Annotated in this window: 19 protein-coding genes; 3 read left to right on the top strand and 16 right to left on the bottom strand. The window is 57.8% G+C overall.

Going from position 1 to position 21,512, the window contains the following annotated elements:
- Nucleotides 1–7: 7 nt before the first annotated feature.
- The 16 genes from ACR0K4_RS21935 to ACR0K4_RS21860 form a co-directional block, all read right to left on the bottom strand.
- Nucleotides 8–1,045, bottom strand: a complete 1,038-nt coding sequence (locus ACR0K4_RS21935) for an ABC transporter ATP-binding protein (protein WP_480855782.1) — start codon at nt 1,043–1,045, stop codon at nt 8–10.
- On the bottom strand, nt 1,042–2,268 hold the full coding sequence (locus ACR0K4_RS21930) for a Tm-1-like ATP-binding domain-containing protein (protein WP_480855781.1): 1,227 nt from the start codon (nt 2,266–2,268) through the stop codon (nt 1,042–1,044). Before ACR0K4_RS21930 ends, ACR0K4_RS21935 begins: the two co-directional genes overlap by 4 nt.
- 15 nt (nt 2,269–2,283) lie before the next feature.
- The gene (locus tag ACR0K4_RS21925; RefSeq protein ID WP_480855780.1) at nt 2,284–3,138 is read right to left on the bottom strand and encodes a phosphoenolpyruvate hydrolase family protein; all 855 of its coding nucleotides are present in this window, start codon (nt 3,136–3,138) and stop codon (nt 2,284–2,286) included.
- Complete coding sequence (locus tag ACR0K4_RS21920; protein WP_480855779.1) at nt 3,119–3,949, bottom strand: alpha/beta fold hydrolase; 831 nt, start codon at nt 3,947–3,949, stop codon at nt 3,119–3,121. Before ACR0K4_RS21920 ends, ACR0K4_RS21925 begins: the two co-directional genes overlap by 20 nt.
- 149 nt (nt 3,950–4,098) lie before the next feature.
- Nucleotides 4,099–4,893 (bottom strand): helix-turn-helix domain-containing protein, encoded by a 795-nt coding sequence (locus ACR0K4_RS21915; RefSeq protein WP_480855778.1) that lies wholly within the window; start codon nt 4,891–4,893, stop codon nt 4,099–4,101.
- A gap of 788 nt (nt 4,894–5,681) precedes the next feature.
- Nucleotides 5,682–6,197: a hypothetical protein gene (locus ACR0K4_RS21910; RefSeq protein ID WP_480855777.1), complete on the bottom strand. Its 516-nt coding sequence runs from the start codon at nt 6,195–6,197 to the stop codon at nt 5,682–5,684.
- Nucleotides 6,198–6,431: 234 nt separating this feature from the next.
- A complete protein-coding gene (locus ACR0K4_RS21905; RefSeq protein ID WP_480855776.1) occupies nt 6,432–8,126 on the bottom strand; it encodes an alkaline phosphatase family protein in 1,695 nt (564 codons plus the stop codon).
- 20 nt (nt 8,127–8,146) lie between these two features.
- Nucleotides 8,147–10,093 (bottom strand): multiheme c-type cytochrome, encoded by a 1,947-nt coding sequence (locus ACR0K4_RS21900; RefSeq protein ID WP_480855775.1) that lies wholly within the window; start codon nt 10,091–10,093, stop codon nt 8,147–8,149.
- Nucleotides 10,093–11,376 (bottom strand): hypothetical protein, encoded by a 1,284-nt coding sequence (locus tag ACR0K4_RS21895; protein ID WP_480855774.1) that lies wholly within the window; start codon nt 11,374–11,376, stop codon nt 10,093–10,095. The genes ACR0K4_RS21900 and ACR0K4_RS21895 overlap by 1 nt, the downstream gene beginning before the upstream one ends.
- Nucleotides 11,373–12,941, bottom strand: a complete 1,569-nt coding sequence (locus tag ACR0K4_RS21890; protein ID WP_480855773.1) for a vWA domain-containing protein — start codon at nt 12,939–12,941, stop codon at nt 11,373–11,375. Before ACR0K4_RS21890 ends, ACR0K4_RS21895 begins: the two co-directional genes overlap by 4 nt.
- Complete coding sequence (locus ACR0K4_RS21885; protein ID WP_480855772.1) at nt 12,902–13,885, bottom strand: vWA domain-containing protein; 984 nt, start codon at nt 13,883–13,885, stop codon at nt 12,902–12,904. The genes ACR0K4_RS21890 and ACR0K4_RS21885 overlap by 40 nt, the downstream gene beginning before the upstream one ends.
- A 1-nt stretch (nt 13,886) precedes the next feature.
- On the bottom strand, nt 13,887–14,363 hold the full coding sequence (locus tag ACR0K4_RS21880) for a DUF4381 domain-containing protein (protein ID WP_480520975.1): 477 nt from the start codon (nt 14,361–14,363) through the stop codon (nt 13,887–13,889).
- Nucleotides 14,360–15,340, bottom strand: coding sequence for a DUF58 domain-containing protein (locus ACR0K4_RS21875; protein ID WP_480855771.1), 981 nt, complete (start codon nt 15,338–15,340; stop codon nt 14,360–14,362). The genes ACR0K4_RS21880 and ACR0K4_RS21875 overlap by 4 nt, the downstream gene beginning before the upstream one ends.
- Nucleotides 15,341–15,349: 9 nt before the next feature.
- Nucleotides 15,350–16,303 (bottom strand): AAA family ATPase, encoded by a 954-nt coding sequence (locus ACR0K4_RS21870; protein ID WP_480520994.1) that lies wholly within the window; start codon nt 16,301–16,303, stop codon nt 15,350–15,352.
- Between the two features lie 127 nt (nt 16,304–16,430).
- Nucleotides 16,431–17,963: an arylsulfatase gene (locus ACR0K4_RS21865; RefSeq protein ID WP_480520979.1), complete on the bottom strand. Its 1,533-nt coding sequence runs from the start codon at nt 17,961–17,963 to the stop codon at nt 16,431–16,433.
- A 181-nt stretch (nt 17,964–18,144) separates the two neighbouring features.
- Nucleotides 18,145–18,855 (bottom strand): winged helix-turn-helix transcriptional regulator, encoded by a 711-nt coding sequence (locus ACR0K4_RS21860; protein ID WP_480855770.1) that lies wholly within the window; start codon nt 18,853–18,855, stop codon nt 18,145–18,147.
- 142 nt (nt 18,856–18,997) lie between these two features.
- On the opposite strand from ACR0K4_RS21860, the gene ACR0K4_RS21855 reads away from it, so the two are divergent.
- The 3 genes from ACR0K4_RS21855 to ACR0K4_RS21845 all read left to right on the top strand — a co-directional run bounded on the left by ACR0K4_RS21855 (nt 18,998) and on the right by ACR0K4_RS21845 (nt 21,291).
- Nucleotides 18,998–19,513, top strand: coding sequence for an OsmC family protein (locus tag ACR0K4_RS21855; RefSeq protein ID WP_480520982.1), 516 nt, complete (start codon nt 18,998–19,000; stop codon nt 19,511–19,513).
- 3 nt (nt 19,514–19,516) lie between these two features.
- Nucleotides 19,517–20,341 (top strand): class I SAM-dependent methyltransferase, encoded by an 825-nt coding sequence (locus ACR0K4_RS21850; RefSeq protein WP_480855769.1) that lies wholly within the window; start codon nt 19,517–19,519, stop codon nt 20,339–20,341.
- Between the two features lie 203 nt (nt 20,342–20,544).
- A complete protein-coding gene (locus ACR0K4_RS21845) occupies nt 20,545–21,291 on the top strand; it encodes an outer membrane protein (protein ID WP_480855768.1) in 747 nt (248 codons plus the stop codon).
- Nucleotides 21,292–21,512: the final 221 nt, after the last annotated feature.

The following is a 21,512-nucleotide window of genomic DNA, read 5'->3' as shown; positions in this document are numbered from 1 at the left end:
TGCGTCGTCAGACCTGCGCGCCCTCCGCTGCGGGCAGGTACATGGCGTGATTGATCTTGAGCGGTAGTTGATCACCGATCCGAACCCGCGCCGCGTCTGCGCCGTAAAGAACGGTGCGCAGCTGGGCGTCACCGACCTGAACCGTGACGACGCTGACATCGCCCAAGGCTTCGGTCAGCACCACCGCGCCTTCGAAATCGGCCTCATCCGCGGCGACGGTCAGGTCATGTGGGCGAATAGCGCAGACCGTGCCATCAGGGGCCGCGATCGAAAGCTGCGCAAAGCCCAGCCATGTGCCCGCGTTCGAACGCGCACGGATGGGCACAATATTGACCGGCGGCGAGCCCACCAACTGCGCCACCCGCGCATCCGGCGGCGCGTGATACAGGTCCTGTGGCGTGCCGGTTGCGATGATCCGCCCCTCGTCGATCACCGCGATCTGGTCAGCCATGGTCGTGGCCTCCAGCTGATCGGGGGTGGCATAGAGCATGGTAATGCCCAACTCGCGATGCAGGCGCTTGAATTCGACCCGCATCGCGTCGCGCAGTTTGGCGTCCAGATTGGTCAGCGGCTCATCCAGCAACAGAACCTGCGGCTCGCGGATCAGAGCGCGGCCAATGGCGACGCGCTGTTGTTCGCCGCCCGAAAGCTGATCGGTGCGGTTGCCCAGCCGGTGCTGGATATTCAACGTCTCGGCCACGCGCCCGATCTTTTTGTCGATCTCGCCCGAGGGCAATCCGCTGCGGCGCAAGGGATAGGCCAGGTTTTCGCGTACATTCAGATGCGGATAAAGCGCGAAGCTTTGAAAGATCATCGCCAGCCCGCGCCCCTGAATGGGCGCATCATTGGCGCGCTGGCCAAACAGGGTCACGGTCCCCTCATCCGGCGTTTCCAACCCGCAAATCACCCGCAACGCGGTGGTCTTACCCGCCGAGGACGGCCCCAGCAGCGCATAGAACGCGCCCTCGGGCACGTTCAGATGCACACCTTTCAGCGCGTGCAACCCGCCATAGCGTTTGTGGATATTGCTCAGCGACAGGGTCATTTGCCCGCCGCCTCGATATTGGCGATCAACTCGGCCACGGCGCGTTCGATAAAGGCCGCGTCCTCGGCGGCGGAGTCGATCTCGATCACCGGGCCGATCCCGGACAGGGCGTCATGGGCCGCCGCAAACAGGGCCTTGTCGGCCTCTTTGTCCTGCAGCGGCCCGCCCTCGACCGAATAGGCACTGCCCCCCTTCATCGGCAGCAAAAAGCTGGTGTGCTTTGCCTTTGCTGCCCGGCGGCCAAGCTCGGTCATCATCTGTTGGCCTTCCTCGGCGGTGGTGCGCGGCACGAAGATCACCGGGTTGTGGAAGGCATAAGGCCGGTCGGCATATTGATCCGGCACGGTGTTGGGCTCATCCAGCAGAATGCCCAGATGATCGATCCCGCCCGGCACGATCACCTGCGGCAGGCCCAGTTCCGCTGCCACAGTCAGGCGCGTGTCGTCACAGGCGCGGATGCCGCCGAACATCTGATCGGCCAGCTCACCCAGCCCGTAATCGAACACGGCCGAGATCACGCCCTCGCGCATCATCGCCTCCATCGCGGCCCCGCCCGAGCCGACCGCGTGGAACACGATCACCTCGTACCCCCTGCCGTTCAGCAGCTCGATGGCGCGCATGGTGCCTTGCGTCAGCACACCCAGATTGGTCATGCCGATCACCGGACGGTCAGATTGAAAGTTCAGATCGGCCCCCGCCTTGGCCATTCCGGCGATAGCTCCGGCGGCATTGGTCAGCATGGCGCGGGAAAACGGGTTGAGCCCCAGAATATCGCTGACCGAGAACATCATGGTCACGTCGCGAATGCCCACATAGCCGGACGTATCGCCCGACGCCATGGTCGAGAACATCACCTTGGGCACCCCATAGGGCAGCGCCTGCATCACGGTTGCAATGGCAGCGGTCCCCTGCGTTCCACCCAGCCCGATCACACCCTGCAGCTGACCCTGTGCCAGACGGTCCAGCAGCAGTTTGGTCATGCCCGCCGACATGGTGGCGCTGGCCGCCTCGCGTTTGCCGTCCTGCCGCAGGGTGGCCAGATCCGAGCCACCGGCCCGCGCGATCTGATCGGCGCTGACATCGACCGCGATCTGCGGGTCACCCATCACGCCGAAATCGAACACCTGGGCCGTGACGCCCTGAGCGGCGATCTGGTCCCGCAGAAACGCAATTTCCTGTCCTTTGGTGTCGGCTGTAGCCAGAATGGCAACGCTGGGGGTCATGTTCACACCTGTCGTTTACTGAAATGAAAGCTTGCGAAAATCCGAGGCCGCCTGCGTCACCGCACGCTCAATCGGCAGCCGCTCGGTCGAGGACCCGGTCCAGAAACCGTGGCCGCTGGTGTTGTTCAGCATGAACTGCGCGTCTTCGGGGGTTTCCATCGCGGCCCCATGGCCGACCAGAATGGTGTCGGGCGCGGTCTCAAGCGCGCGCTGATACACGGCCTCGGTGTCGCGCGCGGTCTCGGCAATGGTCGAGCCGTTGTCATACCCGGTGCGCCCGCCCTTGGTGGTGCCCGCGTGGTAGCAGAAGATATGCGGCTGCGCCTCGGCCACGATCCGCTCGGAATCTTCGGGCGTAAAGGCCAGGCCGACCGCCACCATGCCCATCTCTTTGGCCAGACGCAGCATCTCGATCTCATTGTCCAGGGTGATCCCGGCGCTGGTCAGGACCTTCTTGATCTCGCTGCCCTCATCCACATAGGACACCGACGGCCCGATATTCGAGACCGCGTTGGCCCCCATGCGCTGGCAGTCCTCAAGCACCATGCGCATGTCGCGCAGGGGATCATTGGCGTTGAGGCAGGCGCAGATCATCGCCTTGCCCGAAAGCGCGGGCATGATGTCTTCACGGGTGTAGTTCAGCGTCTGCGCGTTGCTGTCCAGTATGGGCCACATCATCGACATCGTGCCCATCCCGTTGGCCCGCAGCCGCGCACCCGAGAAGGTGTTGATGATATCGACCCCCTGCTCTTCCAGCAGTTTCGCGACCAGCCCGCTACCGGCGCTGGCGATCATGATCGGATCACGGTTTTGCACCTTCTGACGCATCCGGGTCAGAAAATCCTGCGGGTCAACTCGCTTTGTAATCATCTTGCTCTCCGTCAGACAGGGCGACCACATCCCGCATCAATTGCTTCAGGGCACGTGCATGGGCCTCTGGCTCCAGATACCGGGGGGGCAGAATTTCAAGGCGCGCATTCGGCAGCGCATTGGCCGTCTGATGCGCCAGCTCAACCGGGTGCAGCGCATCGGCGTTCGTACCGACAACACAGACCGGGCAGCGGATCTCGCGCAGCTCTGCCAGACGGCGGAATGGGGCGTCTGCAACCATCGCAGCCAGAACCGGCGCGTGCCGTTTCGCATTTGGGCGCGTGATGGCCGACAACACCGACTGCGCGGCTTGCGGCACATCCTGCATCATGTCGCAATAATTGGCGTCGGCCTCGATCTTTGCCTGCACCACTGCACTGTCGAAGTCGCGGAACAGCTCGCCGATCTGTCCGATCAGTCGCAGATTCGCCGGGCTGCTTTCCGTCAGCCACGCGGGCCGAACAGCCATCACATAGCGGCATAGGTCTGGGCGCCGCGCGGCGACCATCAAGGACAGGGCAGACCCCATGGAAATCCCGCAGAACACTGCATTCCGGATACCAAGTTCGTCGCAGAACCCGATCAGAAGATCGCGGAAAGCGGAAAACCCAATGTCGTCGGATTGGGGATCGCAGAAATTGCCGTCGTGCCCTGGCAAGTTAACACAAATCAGCCTTACCCCTGAAGAGGCGAGATCAACAAACCCGTCAAACTGCTGTGCCGAGGCCCCAAGCCCATGCACCAGAACCACAGTCACCCGAGATCTATCCGAGCCATAGGACTCGAATTCTATCTTGTTGATTAAATACAATATTCTTCTTCATTCAGGCCAACAACCTGAATGCCTCCTCCCATGTTTTGTGGCCGTTCAGACCATCAACTGGGAAAAGTCTTTCACGTTCAGCGCTCGATATCTTGCACGAACTTCGTCGTATTTTTGAACTATTCGATCATTTTGACTTAGGTACTGCGCCATCTCAGCCGGTATTTCTTGGGGGATTGCCCAAAGAACCGGGCAAACTGGCGGGTGAAATAGCTTTGATCCGAGAACCCGCACCGCAGCGAAATGACCGAGAACGGTTCGGCGCTGTTGGCAATCATGCGCGACGCAGCCAGCAGGCGGGTGCGCAATATGAACTCTTGCGCCGAGATACCAAAGGCCGATTTGAACCGGCGACGAAAGTGGCTTTCCGACATCCCCGCCATCGCGGCCAGATCCGGGACCCGGACGGGTTGGGCGATATTGTTCTCGATATGGGCGACGACCTCGCGAAACCGCTCCAGCGGACCGGGCAGCGCACCGCTTTCCGGCAAGATACGCGTCACGCCAGCCAGACCCAGCGCCGCACCGGACATGTTCAGAATGGGCAGCTTGTTCGTCACCACCCAGATGAGTTGCCCACGCTCATCGGCGATCAGTTCGAACTTGTTGATGATCCGGACCTTATTCCGAATGACATTCAAATCATCCTGTTTGATGGCCTCTGCGATCAAAGGCGGAAAAAAGCTCTCTTCCCGCGCGCCGAAGATTTCATGCCGTTTGGTCAGAGACAACAGGCGCAGACTGGCAATGTTGCAGGTGACCCACCGGCCGGTCGTGCCTTTGATGTAGAAATAGATGTCGGGGATCAGGTCGAACAGCAATTCGAATTGCCGCACGTCCGACCGGGTCAGCGGGCCCTCGACCGGCAGGATGAACTGTTGCGCCAGAAGCTCTGGGTCAATCGGGGCCGGATGGATATCTGAATCGCGCACGATGGGCCTGTGGTCTGCCTGAGGTGCCGGCACTATAGCGACCTTTTCCGGAACGGCATCCGGTTTGTCCGGATCTCAGCGCTAGGAACACGGGGTCAGCCCGTCAGGCACGGTCATCAGACGTTTCGGATTCCCTCTCGGGAAACACGTGCCGGATTGGGCCTTGTCCAGTTCCGCTGACCATAGCTGTGCTCGTCCGCGGAGATGGCCTCAACCACGGATTTGTCGTTGTGTCCCTGCGACAGAGCCTCTGTCATGAACCGCGTTAATTCCACGTCATACTCCGCCACTCGGGGATCGGAATGCGGCGCCGACAAAAGATCATGCTGTTCGCCGGGGTCGGATGCCAGGTCATAGGCCTCTGCCTCACCGCTGACCCGGCGGCAGAATTTGAACCCCGACCCCACCAGCATCGCACCGCGGGGCTGAGGCCGAAAATCCGCCGTTGCGGGTCAAGGTCGCTCAGCAGGGACGGGAATCGGTCTTGCGCGGCAGGCAGGTCAACCCCGGCGAGGTCCAGAAGGGTCGGGAAGACATCCGACAGGGCCACTGGCGCGGTTACGCTTCGCCCCTCCGGCGAGCGCCGGAAATCGCGCATCTAAAGGACCTTGCAGATCTACATGCCGAAAGCGGCTTGAGGCTTTTCATGAGACGTGTATCAGGATGACCTGTTTCAAGTTCCTTTGCGTTGTGATCACATCTTGACCAAGACCCTTTAGTTCGATTTAAAAAAGCACTGGCATGTCTGCGGGGCCCGCGAATCTGGGCCGCGCAGGCTGCGTCAGTCATCAGTGCGCTAAGGGTGAAACCTGCTTTATCACGCAATCAGAAATCCTCGGGGCCTTCCACAACACCAAATCACTCGGCTCACCGTCCTCGATAACCATTGCGACAGCTTTCTTGTCGACTTTGGTGGCAAGGATGATCGGCGCTTTGATCGCCTGCCTGCTGTTTCCCAGTGCATAGTCCCAGGCTGCTTGAAAACTGGTTGTCCACGACAATCCGACTTCTTTCCCGAGGCTTTGTCCGCGATACACCGAAATTTCCCTGGGCAGAAGTTGCCATTCAGTTGTGGGCGTCCAGCAAGATTTCCGGTTTTTAACATCCATGGCATGAACGAACATCGTGTGGTCTATCTTTTGAAATCCCCCCCATAACCCATTCAACAACGGCCAGAAATCAGAACTGGATATCGCGTTGTCCAAAAGCATCTCGACCATCGCATCCGCGCGCTGATCGGCTTCGTAGTGTCTGTTCAAATGCATGCTGATGATTTCGACTGCACTGACTGCTTCGGGTCTCATGATTGCTCCTCCACTCTTGCGCCGGCAACTGGTACCGCTACTCAATATTGGAGTGGAAAGGACTGCACCCTTTTGAGTCTCTGCCAAAAGTTTGTTTGAATTGGCCAAGTTAAGGGAAAAACACCTCGGATTTGTGGCCCGGACTGCCAATTGGAACAGAGCCGGGCCAAACCCGGTCATGCCTCGGCAAAAACGCCGCTGAACATGGCCAGTTTGCCTCATCTGGCTAAGGGCTTAATGGTCAATGACCTCATGCAACACGTCCCCCGTCGCACCCGAAGGGGGGCGGGTTTCGGCAATTTGTGACAGTGTAAGCGCAACATCTATTGTCTGCACAGGTCGAGTTACGGTCTTGGCCCCGATGTTGAACCCGGCAAATATTATGGGAACATAAGTGTCATATCGCCATGGCGATCCATGGGTCACAGTTACAGAGAGCCCATCCATATCGTTTATGAACCACTCGGGTTGGAAAACGACGTGGATATCGCCAGAACGATCCGGGTTGTAGTTATTGAGGATGGCTTGTGTCAGCGCATTCTGCGGCAGGGATGCGTCACGCAAGCGGGATGTCGGCACGGCGTAGGCGACCCCTTCAAATGCCACCAGTTCACGCGAAATGGCGGTTTCCAACTCGGACTGGTCAATATCCTGGTTGTTACGGACTGCCTCTGAAAGGGTCAGATAGGGATGGTCGTATCCTTCGAACAAATCGCCCGTTATACCAAAGCGATCGCGGATACGCGCCAGGGCTGGTGCGGTGTCCCATTCGTCAGGCGACACGTTCCCGCCGGGTATTCCAAGCGATGCAAGATAACCGGGGGCCTCGGGTGCACCGTGATCGGATGACAGCACGATCAGAGTGTTTTCAAGCCCTACCTCTTCGTCGACATAGGCAAAAAGGTCGGCCAGAGTGCGATCCAGATGCAGCAGGTTGTCCTCGTATTCCAAGCTGGACGGCCCGAAGAAATGCCCGACATAGTCGGCCACGGAAAAGCTGACGCTGAGATAATCGGTAACCGCGTCATCCCCAAGATTTTCAGCGTCAATAACCGTTTTGGCGAAGTCGGCCGTGATGTGATCTCCGAACGGGCTGAGCGTCAGAAGTGTTGTAAAGAACTTGTCGTCCACGGTTCCCAGCGGATGCGGAAATATACGTCCAAAACCTGCAAAATCAGGTTCCCATTCCTGATCATCCTTCGCGCCAAATAAATAGGTTTCGGCGGGCTGCAGCAATTGCCAAGTGTCACCGCTAAAACTCTGCGGCAATTGCTTTGCATTCCAATCCTCGACCCAATTCGGATAGGCGTCGTAATAGTAGCTGCTGGTTACAAACTGGCCAACGGCCTTGGAAAACCAAAAGGCTTTGCCTCCGTGCCCTGCCATTGCAACCGCTCCCCGGTCTTTGATCGAGACGCCGAACACCTTGCTCTGCCCCGCCGTGCTGATGATCAATTCATCGCCAAAGGTCGAGGTCAGGATCGCGCGCGGCGAGCGGCCGTCGCTGTTTGCGGCGCGTTGTGTGGGGTCAATTTCGGTCGCGTCATCGACATCCGCACCGCTTGTCAGAATCGAATAATCGGGGTCCTCGATGTTATAGACCGTGCGTCCAGCGGCACGGTCGTACCAAAGGTTACCAACCATGCCATGCGCGGCCGGGTTTGCACCCGTTGCCAGCGTTGTATGGCCGACAATGGTTTCCGTATTCGCATGGGTATGATGTGCGTTTCGATAAAATGTGCCTTGTTCCATCAGATAGCGGAAGCCACCTTCACCGAACTGATCCTGATGGCGCAGGATCAGATCTCCGCGCAACTGGTCCACGGTTATCTGAAGGATGAGCCTGGGCCTTTCTTCTGCCCCGACCGCGAGTGCCGAGACGGCGAGTGTTGCGCAGGCCAAAACGGTGGATAGGACATTTTGTTTCATGGTCTTCCTTCTGCGTTTTCTCATTGTGACCGGACGGCATCGCGTAATTCGTTCAAGGCCGGGCTTTCTGGCAGCTTCTCAAGTGCATCATCAAGTACCTGCAAGGTGGCGTCGCGACCCTCACTCGCCGCGGTGATGCGGGCCAACATAACCCAGGCTTCCTCTCGCTGTGGGTCCATGCGCACAACCTCGCTAAATGCGCTCTGGGCGGCTGGGAAGTTTCGCAAGCTCAGGGCCATGCCACCCAAAACCATGTGGGTTTCAGGGAAATCAATCCTGGACTGCAATGATTGCCGCCATTCAGACATCGCAAGCTGCATCTGAGCCTCGATTCGCTGAGGAAGCCGTGCGATCGGGGCTGTTAACATGGACTTTGCGGCCTCGATCCGAACCATCTTCCTCGGGTCATCCAGCAGGCCAATCAGGCGCTGTAACTGCGTTTGCGGCGGCGCGGCCCTTTGCACCGTTATCGCGGCAGAGCGCACCAATGGGCTGTCGTCTTCCAATAACGGGGCCAGGGTTTCTGCCGCCTGTTCATCGGCACCCTGGGACAACAACCATAAAGCCGTTGCGCGGATAAGATCAGGTTGGTCTTCGTCTATCGCCAGCGATTGCAAATCGTCCAGTGCAATCGACGGGTTGATACGCCCTGCAGCAAGAACCTCTCCGAAGTGAGGTCTCGATGCAGCGTCTGGATGGTGTTTCGCGATTTCCGCTGCCGCCCACTCCGCTGATTGGTCAGCGTGACAATCGGTGCAGGCGTTGGGGGCACCGGTCTCTGCTGCCAGATCGGGTCTGGGGATACGGAAACTGTGATCCCGACGCCCGTCTATGACCATGAAGTTGCGCTCGATCATATGACAGCTTTTGCATTGGGCACCTTCAGACCCTTCGCTATGAAAGTGATGAGACGGATCATCGTACACTTTCAGCGGTAAGCTTGGAAAATCCGGATTTCCCGCGGGCGAATGGCACTGCGTACAAACCGTGTTTCCCTCGCCTTTCAAACCGGCGCTATGGGCATCGTGGCAATCAAGGCAACCCACACCTTTGCTGTACATCTTGGATTGCAGGAACGAGCCGTAGACGTAGACCTCGTCAAGTATCTGACCGTCCGCATGGTAAAGACCCGGTCGCAAGAGAGATAGCGTGTAGGCGTCGTGGAAATTTGTTCCGGGAACCGGGTTCCCGTCACCCAAGGGTTCCCGGCGCGCGTGACATGTTGCGCATTGCTGGATTGTTGCTTCGGTGCCCGCCGCGGCAAAATCGAGCGCAAAGCCATACCCTGCCGGGGGCGTTGTCAAAGAACGTGCAGAACTTTCTGCCCATTCCAAGTGGCGCGACGCCGGCCCATGGCACGCTTCGCATCCCACCCCGATTTCGATCTGAGTGGATTGGTAGAGTTGAAGGCGTTCATCAAACTGCTTTTCGAACCCTGTCGCGTGGCATTCGGCGCACCGACCGTTCCAGTTCTTGTAGGGCCCAGTCCAATGCAGCCCGTCATCCGGGGGCAAGACCTGATCGGGATAAAGATGATACCATTGCTCTCGGGATACATCCCAGACCACATCAAAGCTTTGCAGGCGTCCGGGTTCGGTTTCGATCAGGTATTGCTGCAAGGGTGCGACCCCCGCAACAGAATGAACGGTGTAGTCTTTCGTCGTTCCATCTGCCTCAAGCAGACGAACACGATAAAATTCGCCATCATAGGAAAAGGAGTATCGGACACCGTCATGTTCGAACTCTGTCCCGTTGAAATCTGCAAGAACCGTTTCGGGCGAGGGTTCAGTCCAGGCCAACGCGTGATGCGACCCGCTCCAGGCGTCTGAAACGTCCTGATGGCACTCCGTGCATTGCTGCGAGCCGACATAGTATGGCTCAGCTTCCTGTTCGGGCTGCTGTTGGGCCATACCGGATGTCGCAAGACAAAGCCCGACAAATGTTGGAAGCCAAGGGAAACGGATCATCAAATTCTCCTGCCGGAATAGCTTGCGGGATTGAGTGGTGGAAGTGCGCGCACAGTACCTGCACGAGGTGCCTTGCGACGATAGTGTCGAAGCGCGGCCTCCAACTGGGGCCAGGACGCGGCGTTGGTGTCAATTTTCGACGGGCCGAACAGCTCGGCCCCAATGCGGTCCAAAGCGGTGCGGATTGCGGTATCTTGCTGCGGATCGTCACCCTGCAACCGTTCACGCCAAACGTCCATGGCTTTGATAACGGCATCATAATCCCTGACGCTTATTGCTTTGGACACGGCCGTTCTTGCATAGGCTTCAGAGGCCAGTATACGGGCATGACGTTCCGCCCTGCTGTTTGCCCAGAATGACAAAAGCCGTTTTCGGAAAATCAAGAGGGCGGAAAGAAACGCCAAAACCACCGCAGCGGTCAAAATGAACAGCCGCGCGGTCGTCTCAGAGACCTCGCGTTTGACGGGCGCATCCACGACCAGCGGAATTGCGTCCACCGACGCGGTTTCTACTTTTCCAGAGTCCAGATTGAACCATTCCACGGTGATGGGGTCCGCTTGGCCGTTCCCTCCGGTCTGGGCGAGATACGTGACCTGTTCAACGCGCGTTCCGCTCAAAGATCCTCGCGTTGCGGTTTCCGTCAGAACGGGCTCGGACGGATAGGTGGCGATTCCTTCGATCGGCGGCGTGGGAATCAGTGACGGCAGGAACATAGGTGATGTCCCTTCGACCGTGACGGTAACCGTCCGCGTAACACTGTCGCCCGGCTCAAGTGGTTCCTGTCCCCTCGAAACGTCTTGGGTCAGCGTCAAACTGGTGGCACCGATAAAAGGGGCCAGCCCTTCGGCACCTTCCGGCAGCACGCCCGATATCACGACCGGGTCGATGCCAATACGGTCTTCACGAGGGGTGTTTGTTTCGGGATCGGCCCAAGTTACGATCAAATCCTGCGCGGGTATCTCAAATCGACCGGGCACCATGGGCATGATCCGATATCGGCGGCTGACGCCGGACCATGTTTCTCCCTCCACTGACGCACTAATGGGGTTGGTGGCTCTCTCGGGAAGCCGAACGCTTAGGTTCGGGGCCTCGAAACTGGGAAACAGAACCGGTTTGGTCATCCATGTCGGCACCAGAACCGTGATCCGAAGGTCGGTGGCCTGTCCCGGTATGACCTGTTCAGAGTCCAGCGCAACAGTCACCTGAGGTTCAATGGTGGTCTGCGCCGCAGCTTGCTGGCCAATCGTCAGAACAAGAAGACATATGATCAGTGCACGTATCAATTGGTGTTCACCTCGAACTGGAACCGCAGGCGCAGGAAATCGCCGGTGCTTGTGTCGACGGTATTCATCCATTGCTCGGTGCTCAGGATTGCGGCTTCTCCTTTTGGTTGCTGGTCGGTTTGCGTGTCCGTTCCACGCGCGTCTTCGTTATCGAAAACAACATCATCCGCCCCTATTCCGGTGTCTTCACCCGTGTCTGAGGCTTCTCTTGCGTCTTCGACATAGGCCACAATCTCTTTCGCGGTTTGAAGGTTTTGCGCAGCACCGGGAAAGTTCGGATCCCGCTCAAGCGTCGTCTCAAATGCGCGCACGCCGTCCCGGTATTGGCGGTTCTTGATATGGGCCAACCCTTGCGTGAAAGAGGCCTCGGGCGTGTCGAGCTGCTGCAAGGTATTGACGGCATCTTCATACCGGCCCGCACGATACTGTGCGTGTCCTTTCCAAAGCGGGTCAGAAAACGCGTCCGCCGCCTTTGGAAACTGATTGTTCTGAAAGGCGCGGTATCCTTGTTGATCGGGCGTCAGAAACCAGTCCACCACACCATCTGCGCGCACCTGCGCGGGCAGATATACGGTGACCAGAAAGGCCAGTGCCCGCGCAGACCACCGCATCGTCCAACCCTTTCGGAACCAGATGAGCGCCAGAAAAACGGCAGGAAAAGCCAGCCACCAACCGCGATCTTCCCAAGGCTGCTTACTATTTTGCAATGTGGCCCGGCGGTAATCCGTATTCAAAATTCGGTCCAAACGGGTGATATCCGATGCATCCGGTGTTGTCCGAACGACGGGTAGGCTGAGTGCATCCAGACCTCGGTCACCGATCGCTGCGGGCAACATTGCCAGTACGGCAACCGCAGCGCGCTCGGTGGTATTGAGCTGATCTGCCTCTGCCGGACTTACGCCATCAGTAACAAACAAGACACCTCCCGATTGTTCCGAGGCCAGCAGATCAAGCGACAACTCCAATGCCGCTTTGGTATCGGTGCCATCTTTCGGCATGACTTCCGGTGCCAACCCCTCGAGATAGGGCAGCATGACTTGCGGATCCTCGGTGAACGGCAAGACGCGGTGCGCCGTGCCCGAATACGCAACCAGCGCCGTCCGACCACCGGCCCGGAGGTCCAACAAGTCCCGGATTTTGAACTTCGCACGCTCCAGGCGGTCGGGTGACAGGTCTGTTGTGGTCATCGATGGCGTGACTTCCAGCGCGATGACAAGAGGCCCCGTTTGCGCCAGAAACGGATCCACCTGTCGCGTCCAGGTCGGGCCTGCCGCGCCCGTGATCATCAGCATCAAAAGCAGCACGGTGTGATCGATCGGCAAGTGTCTTCTGCGCGCCGTCGCCCCCACCGTCAGCGCCTGCCGAAGGTGGGGTGCTATTTCGTCCGAAACCGGGTCCGTTCGCGTAAAAGCGCGACGGTTCAGCCACCACAGGACGGCCAACGGCAAGAGCAATATCAACAACAGCGGTCGAATAAAGTGAAAAGCTTCGACAAATAGGGCGAGTTCTGTCGCGACCTGCGCCATCACACCATGCTCCGCTTGCCGCGTCGGACTGTCAGCCACGCCAGGGTCAGCACACCCAGCAAGGACGCCAATCCCAACAGGTAGGACGCAAGTTGTGTTCGGGGGCGGTAGGAAATCTGATCGACCAGTCGGGGTGCCAATTCGTCGATACGGTCGTAAACGGCCGTCAACGCTTCGGTATCCGATGCAAAAAACGCGCTGCCCCCCGTTCGCACCGCGATATCCGACAAAGCCTGCGCATCAACGCGGTTTTCGCCTGACGCGTTGGGGTCCCCCACGGCGATAGTATGGATCTCAACACCCCGCTCGCGGGCAATTTCGGATGCGTTGAGCGGGCTCATACGACTGCCTGTGTCACCGCCGTCAGACAGCAGGATCATAAGGCGCTGTTCCACCTCGCTGATCTCGAAGGTTCTGATCCCCAGCCCGATGGCATCGCCAATGACGGTGTTCGGCCCGGCCATTCCAACTTCGGTCTGGCCAACCAATTCGCTGATCGTTTCCAGATCTTCGGTCAAAGGGGCCTGAAGAAATGCGCGGGTTCCAAAAACGATCAGCGCAATCCTGTCGCCGTCGCGTTGGACAACGAAATCCTGAACAACCTGTTTCACGGCTGCCAGTCTTTGCGCGCGGGTTCCATCCGGCATTTCGAAATCCACAGTGTCCATCGAGCCCGAGATATCCAGAGCCAGGACAACATCCCTGGCAGACCGGGTGATTTCGATCGGCGCGCCCAGATGTTCGGGCCGCGCCAATGCCAGCACAAGTAGGATCCAGATGGCGATGGCCGAGGTCATCTGTAACCGGGTTCTGCGCAAAACCACGGCTCCGACCGCAGGTGTGGTTTCTGCTGCGGCGACGATCATTCGAAAGAATGGAAACCGAAGCGCCGACACCTTTTCCTTACGCGCTGGAAGGTACCGCCAGATGAACCACGGAAGGGGCAATACAAGCAATGCATAGGGGAAACCCAACCCGATCACCTTAGCCCTCCCGCTTGTGGTTTCGAACCCAGTTTCTTGCGGCTTCCAGCAAATCGGCATCTCTGGGCGGCACATTTGTATAAGGTGCGTATGACAAAGCCTTTCCACGCCCTTCGGTGAAAGCGGTGTTTCCCCCGGTATGGTCGAGAAACCCAAGCCATTCCTGCCCGCTGAGGCCGGCGACGTCTTTACGCGGGAATGCCGCCAACGCACACCGCCTGAGAATTTCGGCGACGGTCGCCGGGTCGGATTGCGCAGCATCAAGCGCGGCCAGGGCGTCGCGACGGTAGGCGTTGGCCCGATAGTGCGCGCGCCACCGCAGGAAAAAATAGATCGCCAACCCCAAAACCACGACCGTCAAAACACCCCAACCCCATGTCTGGGGCACCATCGACACAGCAGGCGGTTCTTGAGGCGGGACGAGTTGCTCGATCAAATCGAGCAGCGTTACAGGTGCGATATCGGCAGTTTCGTTCATCTGACTGAAATGCCCATCAATCGGCGCATTTGTTGTAGGCTGTCTTGCGCGGACGACAACGGTAGAACAGGCACGCCCAAGGTGCGGCTCCAATCCAGAACACCGGCAATTCTACCGCGCGCCATCTCGGCAAGATTGCGATGCACAGTCTTTTCACCCGTATCGATTTCGGCCTGCAACTCTCCGTTTGAAATGGTCAACTTCAAGCCCCGGGGAAGTTCGTCGGCAATCGGATCCGTTACCAATCCCAGAACAAGATCATTGTGGCGTGCCAGCCCCCGGACCAGTTTACGGGTCGTGTCATCGACAATATCGAAGTCCGACAAAACGATGATCAGGTGGTCACGCGGGGCGATCCGATTGACCGAAGCGAGTACGCGATTCAAGCCAACAGGCGTAACATCCGGGGCATCCGCGCGCAGCAAGGCGTTTGCCGATGCTATGGCCTGCAGGAACCGGTTCAGGGCAGACTGGCTGCGCTGAGGCCGGATTTCCGCAATGATCTCGTCTCCGAATACGATCCCGCCGACCCGATCCCCTTGGTCGAGTATGCGAAAGGCCGCCAATGCCGCACATTCGGCGGCCGTGACGGATTTCATGTTCAGGGAGGAGCCGAAGAACATCGACATCCGCTGATCAACCACGATCAAGGCCGGGCGATCCCTTTCTTCGGTAAACACACGCACATAAGGTTTCCCCATGCGCGCCGTCACCTTCCAGTCGATCGAGCGAACGTCATCCGCCGGCAAGTATCCACGCAGCTCTTCAAACGCGAGCCCGCGGCCCCGCATGAGAGAGGCATGGCGACCATTCAGCACACTGTTCGATGGCTGGCGCGGCAAGAAGTTGAGGGACCGTGCCTGCCCCTGAAGCCCGCGCAGATGCGCCAGATCGACCGACACCCGCGTGTCCTTTTCCGAGGGCGTCACCTGTTTGGGAGCGAGTCCAGCTCTGATGCGTGCGGCCCGGTCAATCATCACGCGCCATCATGTCAGGGCTACCTGCGCCAGCAGTTCCTCAATAACCTGATCTGGCGTTACCCCCTCGCCCTGAGCTTCATAGCTCAGACCCAATCGGTGGCGAAATACATTGGCCGCCACGGCGCGTATATCCTGAGGGTCCACGTAATCGCGGCCTTTCAGCCAGGCATGGGTACGTCCACATTTGTCAAGCGCCAGAGAGGCGCGCGGGCTTGCCCCCAGTTCGATCCAGCGCGACAGACTGTCACCATAGTCAGTCGGTGTGCGGGTCGCGGCAACCAGATCGACCATGTAGCGTTCCATCGCGTCTGAAACGTGGATATCGGAAATCTCGCTGCGCGCTGCAAAGACCATGTCCTGCGTCATCGTTTGTTTGGCAGCCTTTGCCGCGGGCTTGGACTGCGTCACCCCGGCCTCTTCGTTGCGCACAAGGCGGATCACCTGAACTTCGTCTTCCGGCGGCGGATAGTCCACGAGAACATGCATCAGAAATCGGTCCATCTGCGCCTCGGGCAGAGGGTATGTTCCTTCTTGCTCGACCGGGTTCTGGGTTGCCATCACCATAAATAACGGGGGCATCTTGTGGGTTGTACCAGCAACGGTAACCTGCCGTTCTTCCATTGCTTCCAGCAACGCGGCCTGCACCTTGGCCGGTGCACGGTTTATTTCATCAGCCAAAACAATATTGGCAAAAATCGGCCCGGGCTCAAACCTGAATTCAGATCCTTCGCTGGTCTGATAGTAAACCTCGGTGCCGGTGACGTCGGATGGCAGCAGGTCAGGGGTAAACTGAATACGGCTGAAATCACTTTCCAGATTCTTGGCCAGTGACTTGACGGCCCGCGTCTTTGCCAGGCCCGGCATCCCTTCGATCAACAGATTGCCGTTCGCCAGCAGACCAATCACCAGTCTTTCGATCACATCCCTTTGCCCGATAATCGATTCACCCATAAGGGACATCAGGTCTTCTACCGCCGTTCGTGCATCCGTCACCGTATTCTTCCAAATCAAGCTGTTACATTCTTCACCGACATCCGAAGATGCCGGTGAATTTTTCTTTTAGCTTAGATACGATAACAGGACCGCGTCAATTCGAGCTCGTGTTTTCGCGCAGCTTCTGCAACACGTCACCCAGATTGAAGCTACCTGGCTCCTGCCGTGGCGGGAATTCGGTATACGTCTCAAGATGGCGCGAGACATAAGCAACCGCAGGCAGGATCAGGAACGCTCTGTCAAAGCGCCACATGTCGTAGTTTGCGGATTCGTGATCTGCACGTTCGAACGGGTCACCAAGCAAGTCGAACAGTTTGGGAAGACGCAGTTCAAAGAACGGCTCCTGCCAGACATCAAAGCCTTCGCCGCGCTGCTCGAGGAAGACCATCTTCCAGCGACCATAACGCAGGTTTGCCAGATCACCGTCATCGGTCCAATAAAAGAACTCTTTGCGGGGGCCTTCGTCGACTTCACCCGAGAAGTAGGGCAACATGTTGTAGCCATCCAAATGGACTTTGTAGTCGCGGCCAATAGCCGAATAGCCCTCGGTCAGCTTCTCTTTGATCTGCGGCTCGCCTGCACCGGCAAGAATGGTTGGCAGCATATCCTCATGCGACATGACATCGTTGAAGACAGTCCCGGGTTCAATGACGCCGGGCCACTTGATCATCGTCGGCACACGGTAACCACCCTCCCAGTTCGAGTTCTTCTCGTTACGGAATGGAGTTGTTCCGCCATCCGGCCAACTGAAGACCTCAGCTCCGTTATCGGACGAGTACATGATAACGGTATTGTCCGCGATACCCAGCTCATCGACTTTATCCAGCAACTGACCGACGTGGCCGTCATGTTCGACCATGCCGTCAGCGTAGACGCCAAGGCCTGTTACCCCCTGGGATTCAGGTTTCAGATGCGTGTTCACATGCATACGGGTCGCGGCGAACCACAGGAAGAACGGCTTGTCCGCCGCGACTGCGCGCTCCATGAAATCGATCGCACCAACAAGAAACTCTTCGTCGACCGTTTCCATACGCTTGCGCGTCAAAGGTCCTGTATCTTCGATTTGACCATCGGATGACGTGCGCAGAACACCACGGGGACCGAACTGTTCGCGGAACGCAGCATCCTTGGGATAGTCGGGATGTTCGGGTTCTTCCTCGGCGTTCAGATGATAGAGATTGCCAAAGAACTCATCGAATCCGTGATTGGTCGGAAGATGGTGGTCCAGATCACCCAGATGGTTCTTGCCGTACTGCGCCGTCATGTACCCCTGCTCTTTCAACAGGCCTGCAATCGTCGGATCCAGTTCGGACAACCCTTCTGGTGCCCCAGGCAAACCAACTTTCAACAGACCAGTGCGAAACGGGCTTTGACCTGTAATGAAGGCGGCGCGCCCGGCGGTACAGCTTTGCTGACCATACCAATCCGTGAACATCGCGCCCTCGTTGGCAATCCGGTCGATATTGGGCGTTCTAAAGCCCATCATGCCGCGGTTGTAGGCCGACGTGTTGTTCCATCCAACATCATCGCCCCAGATAATCAGAAAATTGGGCTTAGCGTCCTGGGCCGTTGCAGCAGCGGAAAGCGCAAGAAGCGCTGTAACCGCCACGGCCTTAAGTCGTAACATTTTGCGAAGTTGCAAACTCTTAACTCCCTTGGTGATTGTTTTGAAAGCGGGCATTCTTGTGCGCGCCTCTTGCCCAGAATTATTTTGGGTGGGTTTCAAAGCAAATCACAATTGCCAGCTTTGCCGCATCTTCTGAAATTGTGAAGACGGTTGGGGACGCGACAGCCCGGGATATGATGCATCAGGATGCACCTACAAGACGACCGGCTTCCTGATCACTTGCATAGGAGCTGAGGATGAGCCACTGATTGATCGTGTTGGTCAGCGCCGTGCTCCCAAGCAGGGTTATGCGCTCTGCCGAGATTTGGTGCATCAGCGTGGAATACCCAAAATACGCCGAAACCAGCGCGTCGAACTCTGCTGTGATGAACAAGTCCACATCGAAGCCCGGATCAAGGAAACACACATCAACGTCAAAGCCGGGGCGGCACATGATCCAGAAGTCGCGCTGATCCGCCGCCTGTTCCGGGAAGGTCAGTTTCATCACCACCCGCCGGTTCGGCATTGCCCCGCTGTCAATGCTCAATCGCAGGTTCCACACGAAAGCTGACGGCTGCGTCTTGCAGCTGTGATCCTGAACCGAGGTATTGCGATAGGCCCATTTGCCCAACTCGGTAATGATGGGGTCAAGCTCAACCGCCGCATTTGTACGGATATAGTCGATGGCCCCGTTGGCAGGATTCTCCACCCGTCGAACCAGACCCTGCGATTGAAGGGTTTTCAACCTTTTGGCCAGCAGCGTCGGAGAAATGCCGGGGATGCCCCGCCGGATATCATTGAACCGCGTCGAGCCCCAGCGCAGTTCTGTCAGGATGTGGATGGTCCATCGCGGCTGCAGAACCTCGCAGGCCATGTTGATCGGACAGAAAAGCATGTTGTTTTGCTTTGGCATAACGCGCCTCCCGAGCGCTCAGTTTATTCAGGCGCACTCCACCGATCCAGTCCATTTTCTGTACCGGGTTCACTCCATTTTGTACTCTGGCCGGAAATTCAAGGACGCCGGAAGATGAACTGCATCCATAGGGGAACCTGACATGGCAGCTTCATCCGTCATCACAACCGCGCTTGAGCGCAACCGGCGTGCCTTTGTCCAAAGGCCAAAAGCTGCGCGGCAAAGCACACAAACACGCGCGACCTCGGAAACCGGCTTTCTGACAACCTGTTGTGAAGGCGATTCAGTGCTGGCATGTGACATGCCGGCCATTATGGGTGGAACGGGTCAAGCGCCCACACCCGGTGTATTTGGCCGCGCCTGTCTAAGCGCATGCATCGTCATGGGCCTGCGCATCGCGGCAGAGCGGAACGGTGTCCCGGTATCCGACATAGCTGTGGACCTGACTATGGATTGGGACAATCGCGGCATGTTCGGAATGGACGGCGTTTCGGCTGGCCCGGAAAACATACAACTCAGGATCATGCTGACCAGCACCGCGACCAAAGCGGAACTTGGCGAAATTGTCGCTGAAGGGCTTGGAAATGACCCGTGGCTGATCGCATTGCAAGATCCGCATTCCGTTCAGGTTGATGTGCAGATCGCGCAGGAGGGTTAAGGGATGGACGCCAAACTACAGCTTCGAATTCAGCGCTATGGCTGGGACGCGGCGGCCGCATATTATCACCATGACTGGTCGGATCAATTGCGACCGGCGCAGGATACGCTGCTTCGGATGGCCGATCTGCAACCCGGTCAGGCCGTTCTGGAAACCGCGTGCGGGACCGGGATGGTCACACTCCGCGCTGCCCGTGCGGTGGGCCGGACCGGTCGTGTTTTTGCGACGGACCTTTCTGAAGAGATGACGCGTCAGGTCACACAGCACTGCGAGGCACAAAACATCCCGAACGTGTCGGTTGCCAGAATGGGAGCAGAAGACCTGCCTGTCGAGGATAACAGCTTTGATACGGCCATCTGCGCGTTGGGGCTGATGTATATGCCTGACCCCCGAAAAGCCCTGACCGAAATGGCACGCGCTGTTCGCCCCGGCGGGAAAGTGGCTGCGACGATCTGGGGAGAACGCAAGAATTGCCGCTGGGCCGAGATTTTCCCGATTGTAGACGCGCGGGTTGCATCGGAAGTGTGTCCCATGTTTTTCGCTTCGGGGGCTCCTGGGGCACTGCAGATGGATTTCAAAGCCGCTGGCCTGACGGATATCCACGAAATTCGCCAAACGGAAACTTTGGACTTCGTCAATGCTGTGGACCTGAGCCGTGCGATGATGTTGGGTGGACCTGTTGCGATGGCCGTCAAACGCTTTGACGATGTGACGATGGCCGATGTCAGGCGCAAATTCCTGAACTCGGTCGCTTGCTTCCGAGACCAAACAGGTGGCTACGCCATTCCGGGGGAATTCGTCACGGTCTGTGCAACCGTCCCTGAATAGATTACAACGCTCATGCAGGTGGCGATGCTTTATGATATTCCGCCACATTTGTCATTTCGCGCCATATGCAGACCTCATGCGAAAAAATGATTTTACATCCACCCGGTTTCTCCGCAGCATGGCAGAAACGCGATCCGAAAGACGCACTGGCCGCACGTGACTTATCCGCGACTTTGGCCAAATAAAACTATAAGAGGGACATCATGGCTATCAAATCGGCAATCAAAACACTTTGCCTGAGTTCCACCGCATTTTTAGCAACATCCGCTGTTGCACAAGCGAACGATTGGACCGCTGAGGCTACAATCTATCTGTTCACGCCGGAAACCGACATCTCTCTGCAAACACCTCAGGGAACTCTGGAAGGGAGTCTGAGCTTCTCAGACGCCCTGAGCAATCTGGATGTCGCTTTTTTTGGCGCGTTTTCGGTATCCAATGGCCAGTGGAGCATTCTCGGAGACTATAACTTTACGGATCTGTCTTTCAGCAACAGCACACCGGGGCCCGCTTTTTCGGGTCTTGAGACTTCAGACAGAACACAGTTCTTCAGCGGCTATCTCGCATATCAGGTATATGAGAGCGACAAGGTCAAAATTGACGCAGCCGGGGGCTTCCGATGGTTCCGGACAGAGACGGACCTGACACTGACCGCAGGGGCCGCACCGAGTGTCTCTTTCAGCGCCGATGACAACTGGATTGATCCCCTCATCGCTGCGCGCCTGCGCTACACGCTGTCGGACAAATGGGCCGCGACAGGATTTGTGGATTACGGCGGGTTCAGAAGCGGAAGCGAAACATGGCAGATATTGGCAACGGCCGACTATGCCATCAATGAAAAATGGGTGCTGCGCGGCGGTTATCGCTATATCGCATTCGAGCACGAGATCAACGGGAACGACTTTGAGTTCGACCAGTCAGGACCTGTCTTCGGAGCAACATACAGGTTTTGATCTCAGCCCGGCCGCAGGCCGAGATGCCATGGCTTCACTCGGGGATAAGTCCTGTGCCGTTGCGTGAGTTTTGTGAGATCACTCAGGACACGCGCCGTGCCGGTTCTAGAGTGTGACGAGCCTGCGCCAAGCGTTTCATACTCTCTTCTGACCAGACCTGTCTGAGATCGTAGAAAGCTCCGAAAGACGGCACTCCGTTATTAAGGATCGCATGGGGCTGT

This window comes from Ruegeria sp. K11, assembly GCF_056531905.1.
The sequence above is the reverse complement of the archived record's forward strand: the minus strand, read 5'-3'. Positions and strand labels throughout refer to the sequence as shown.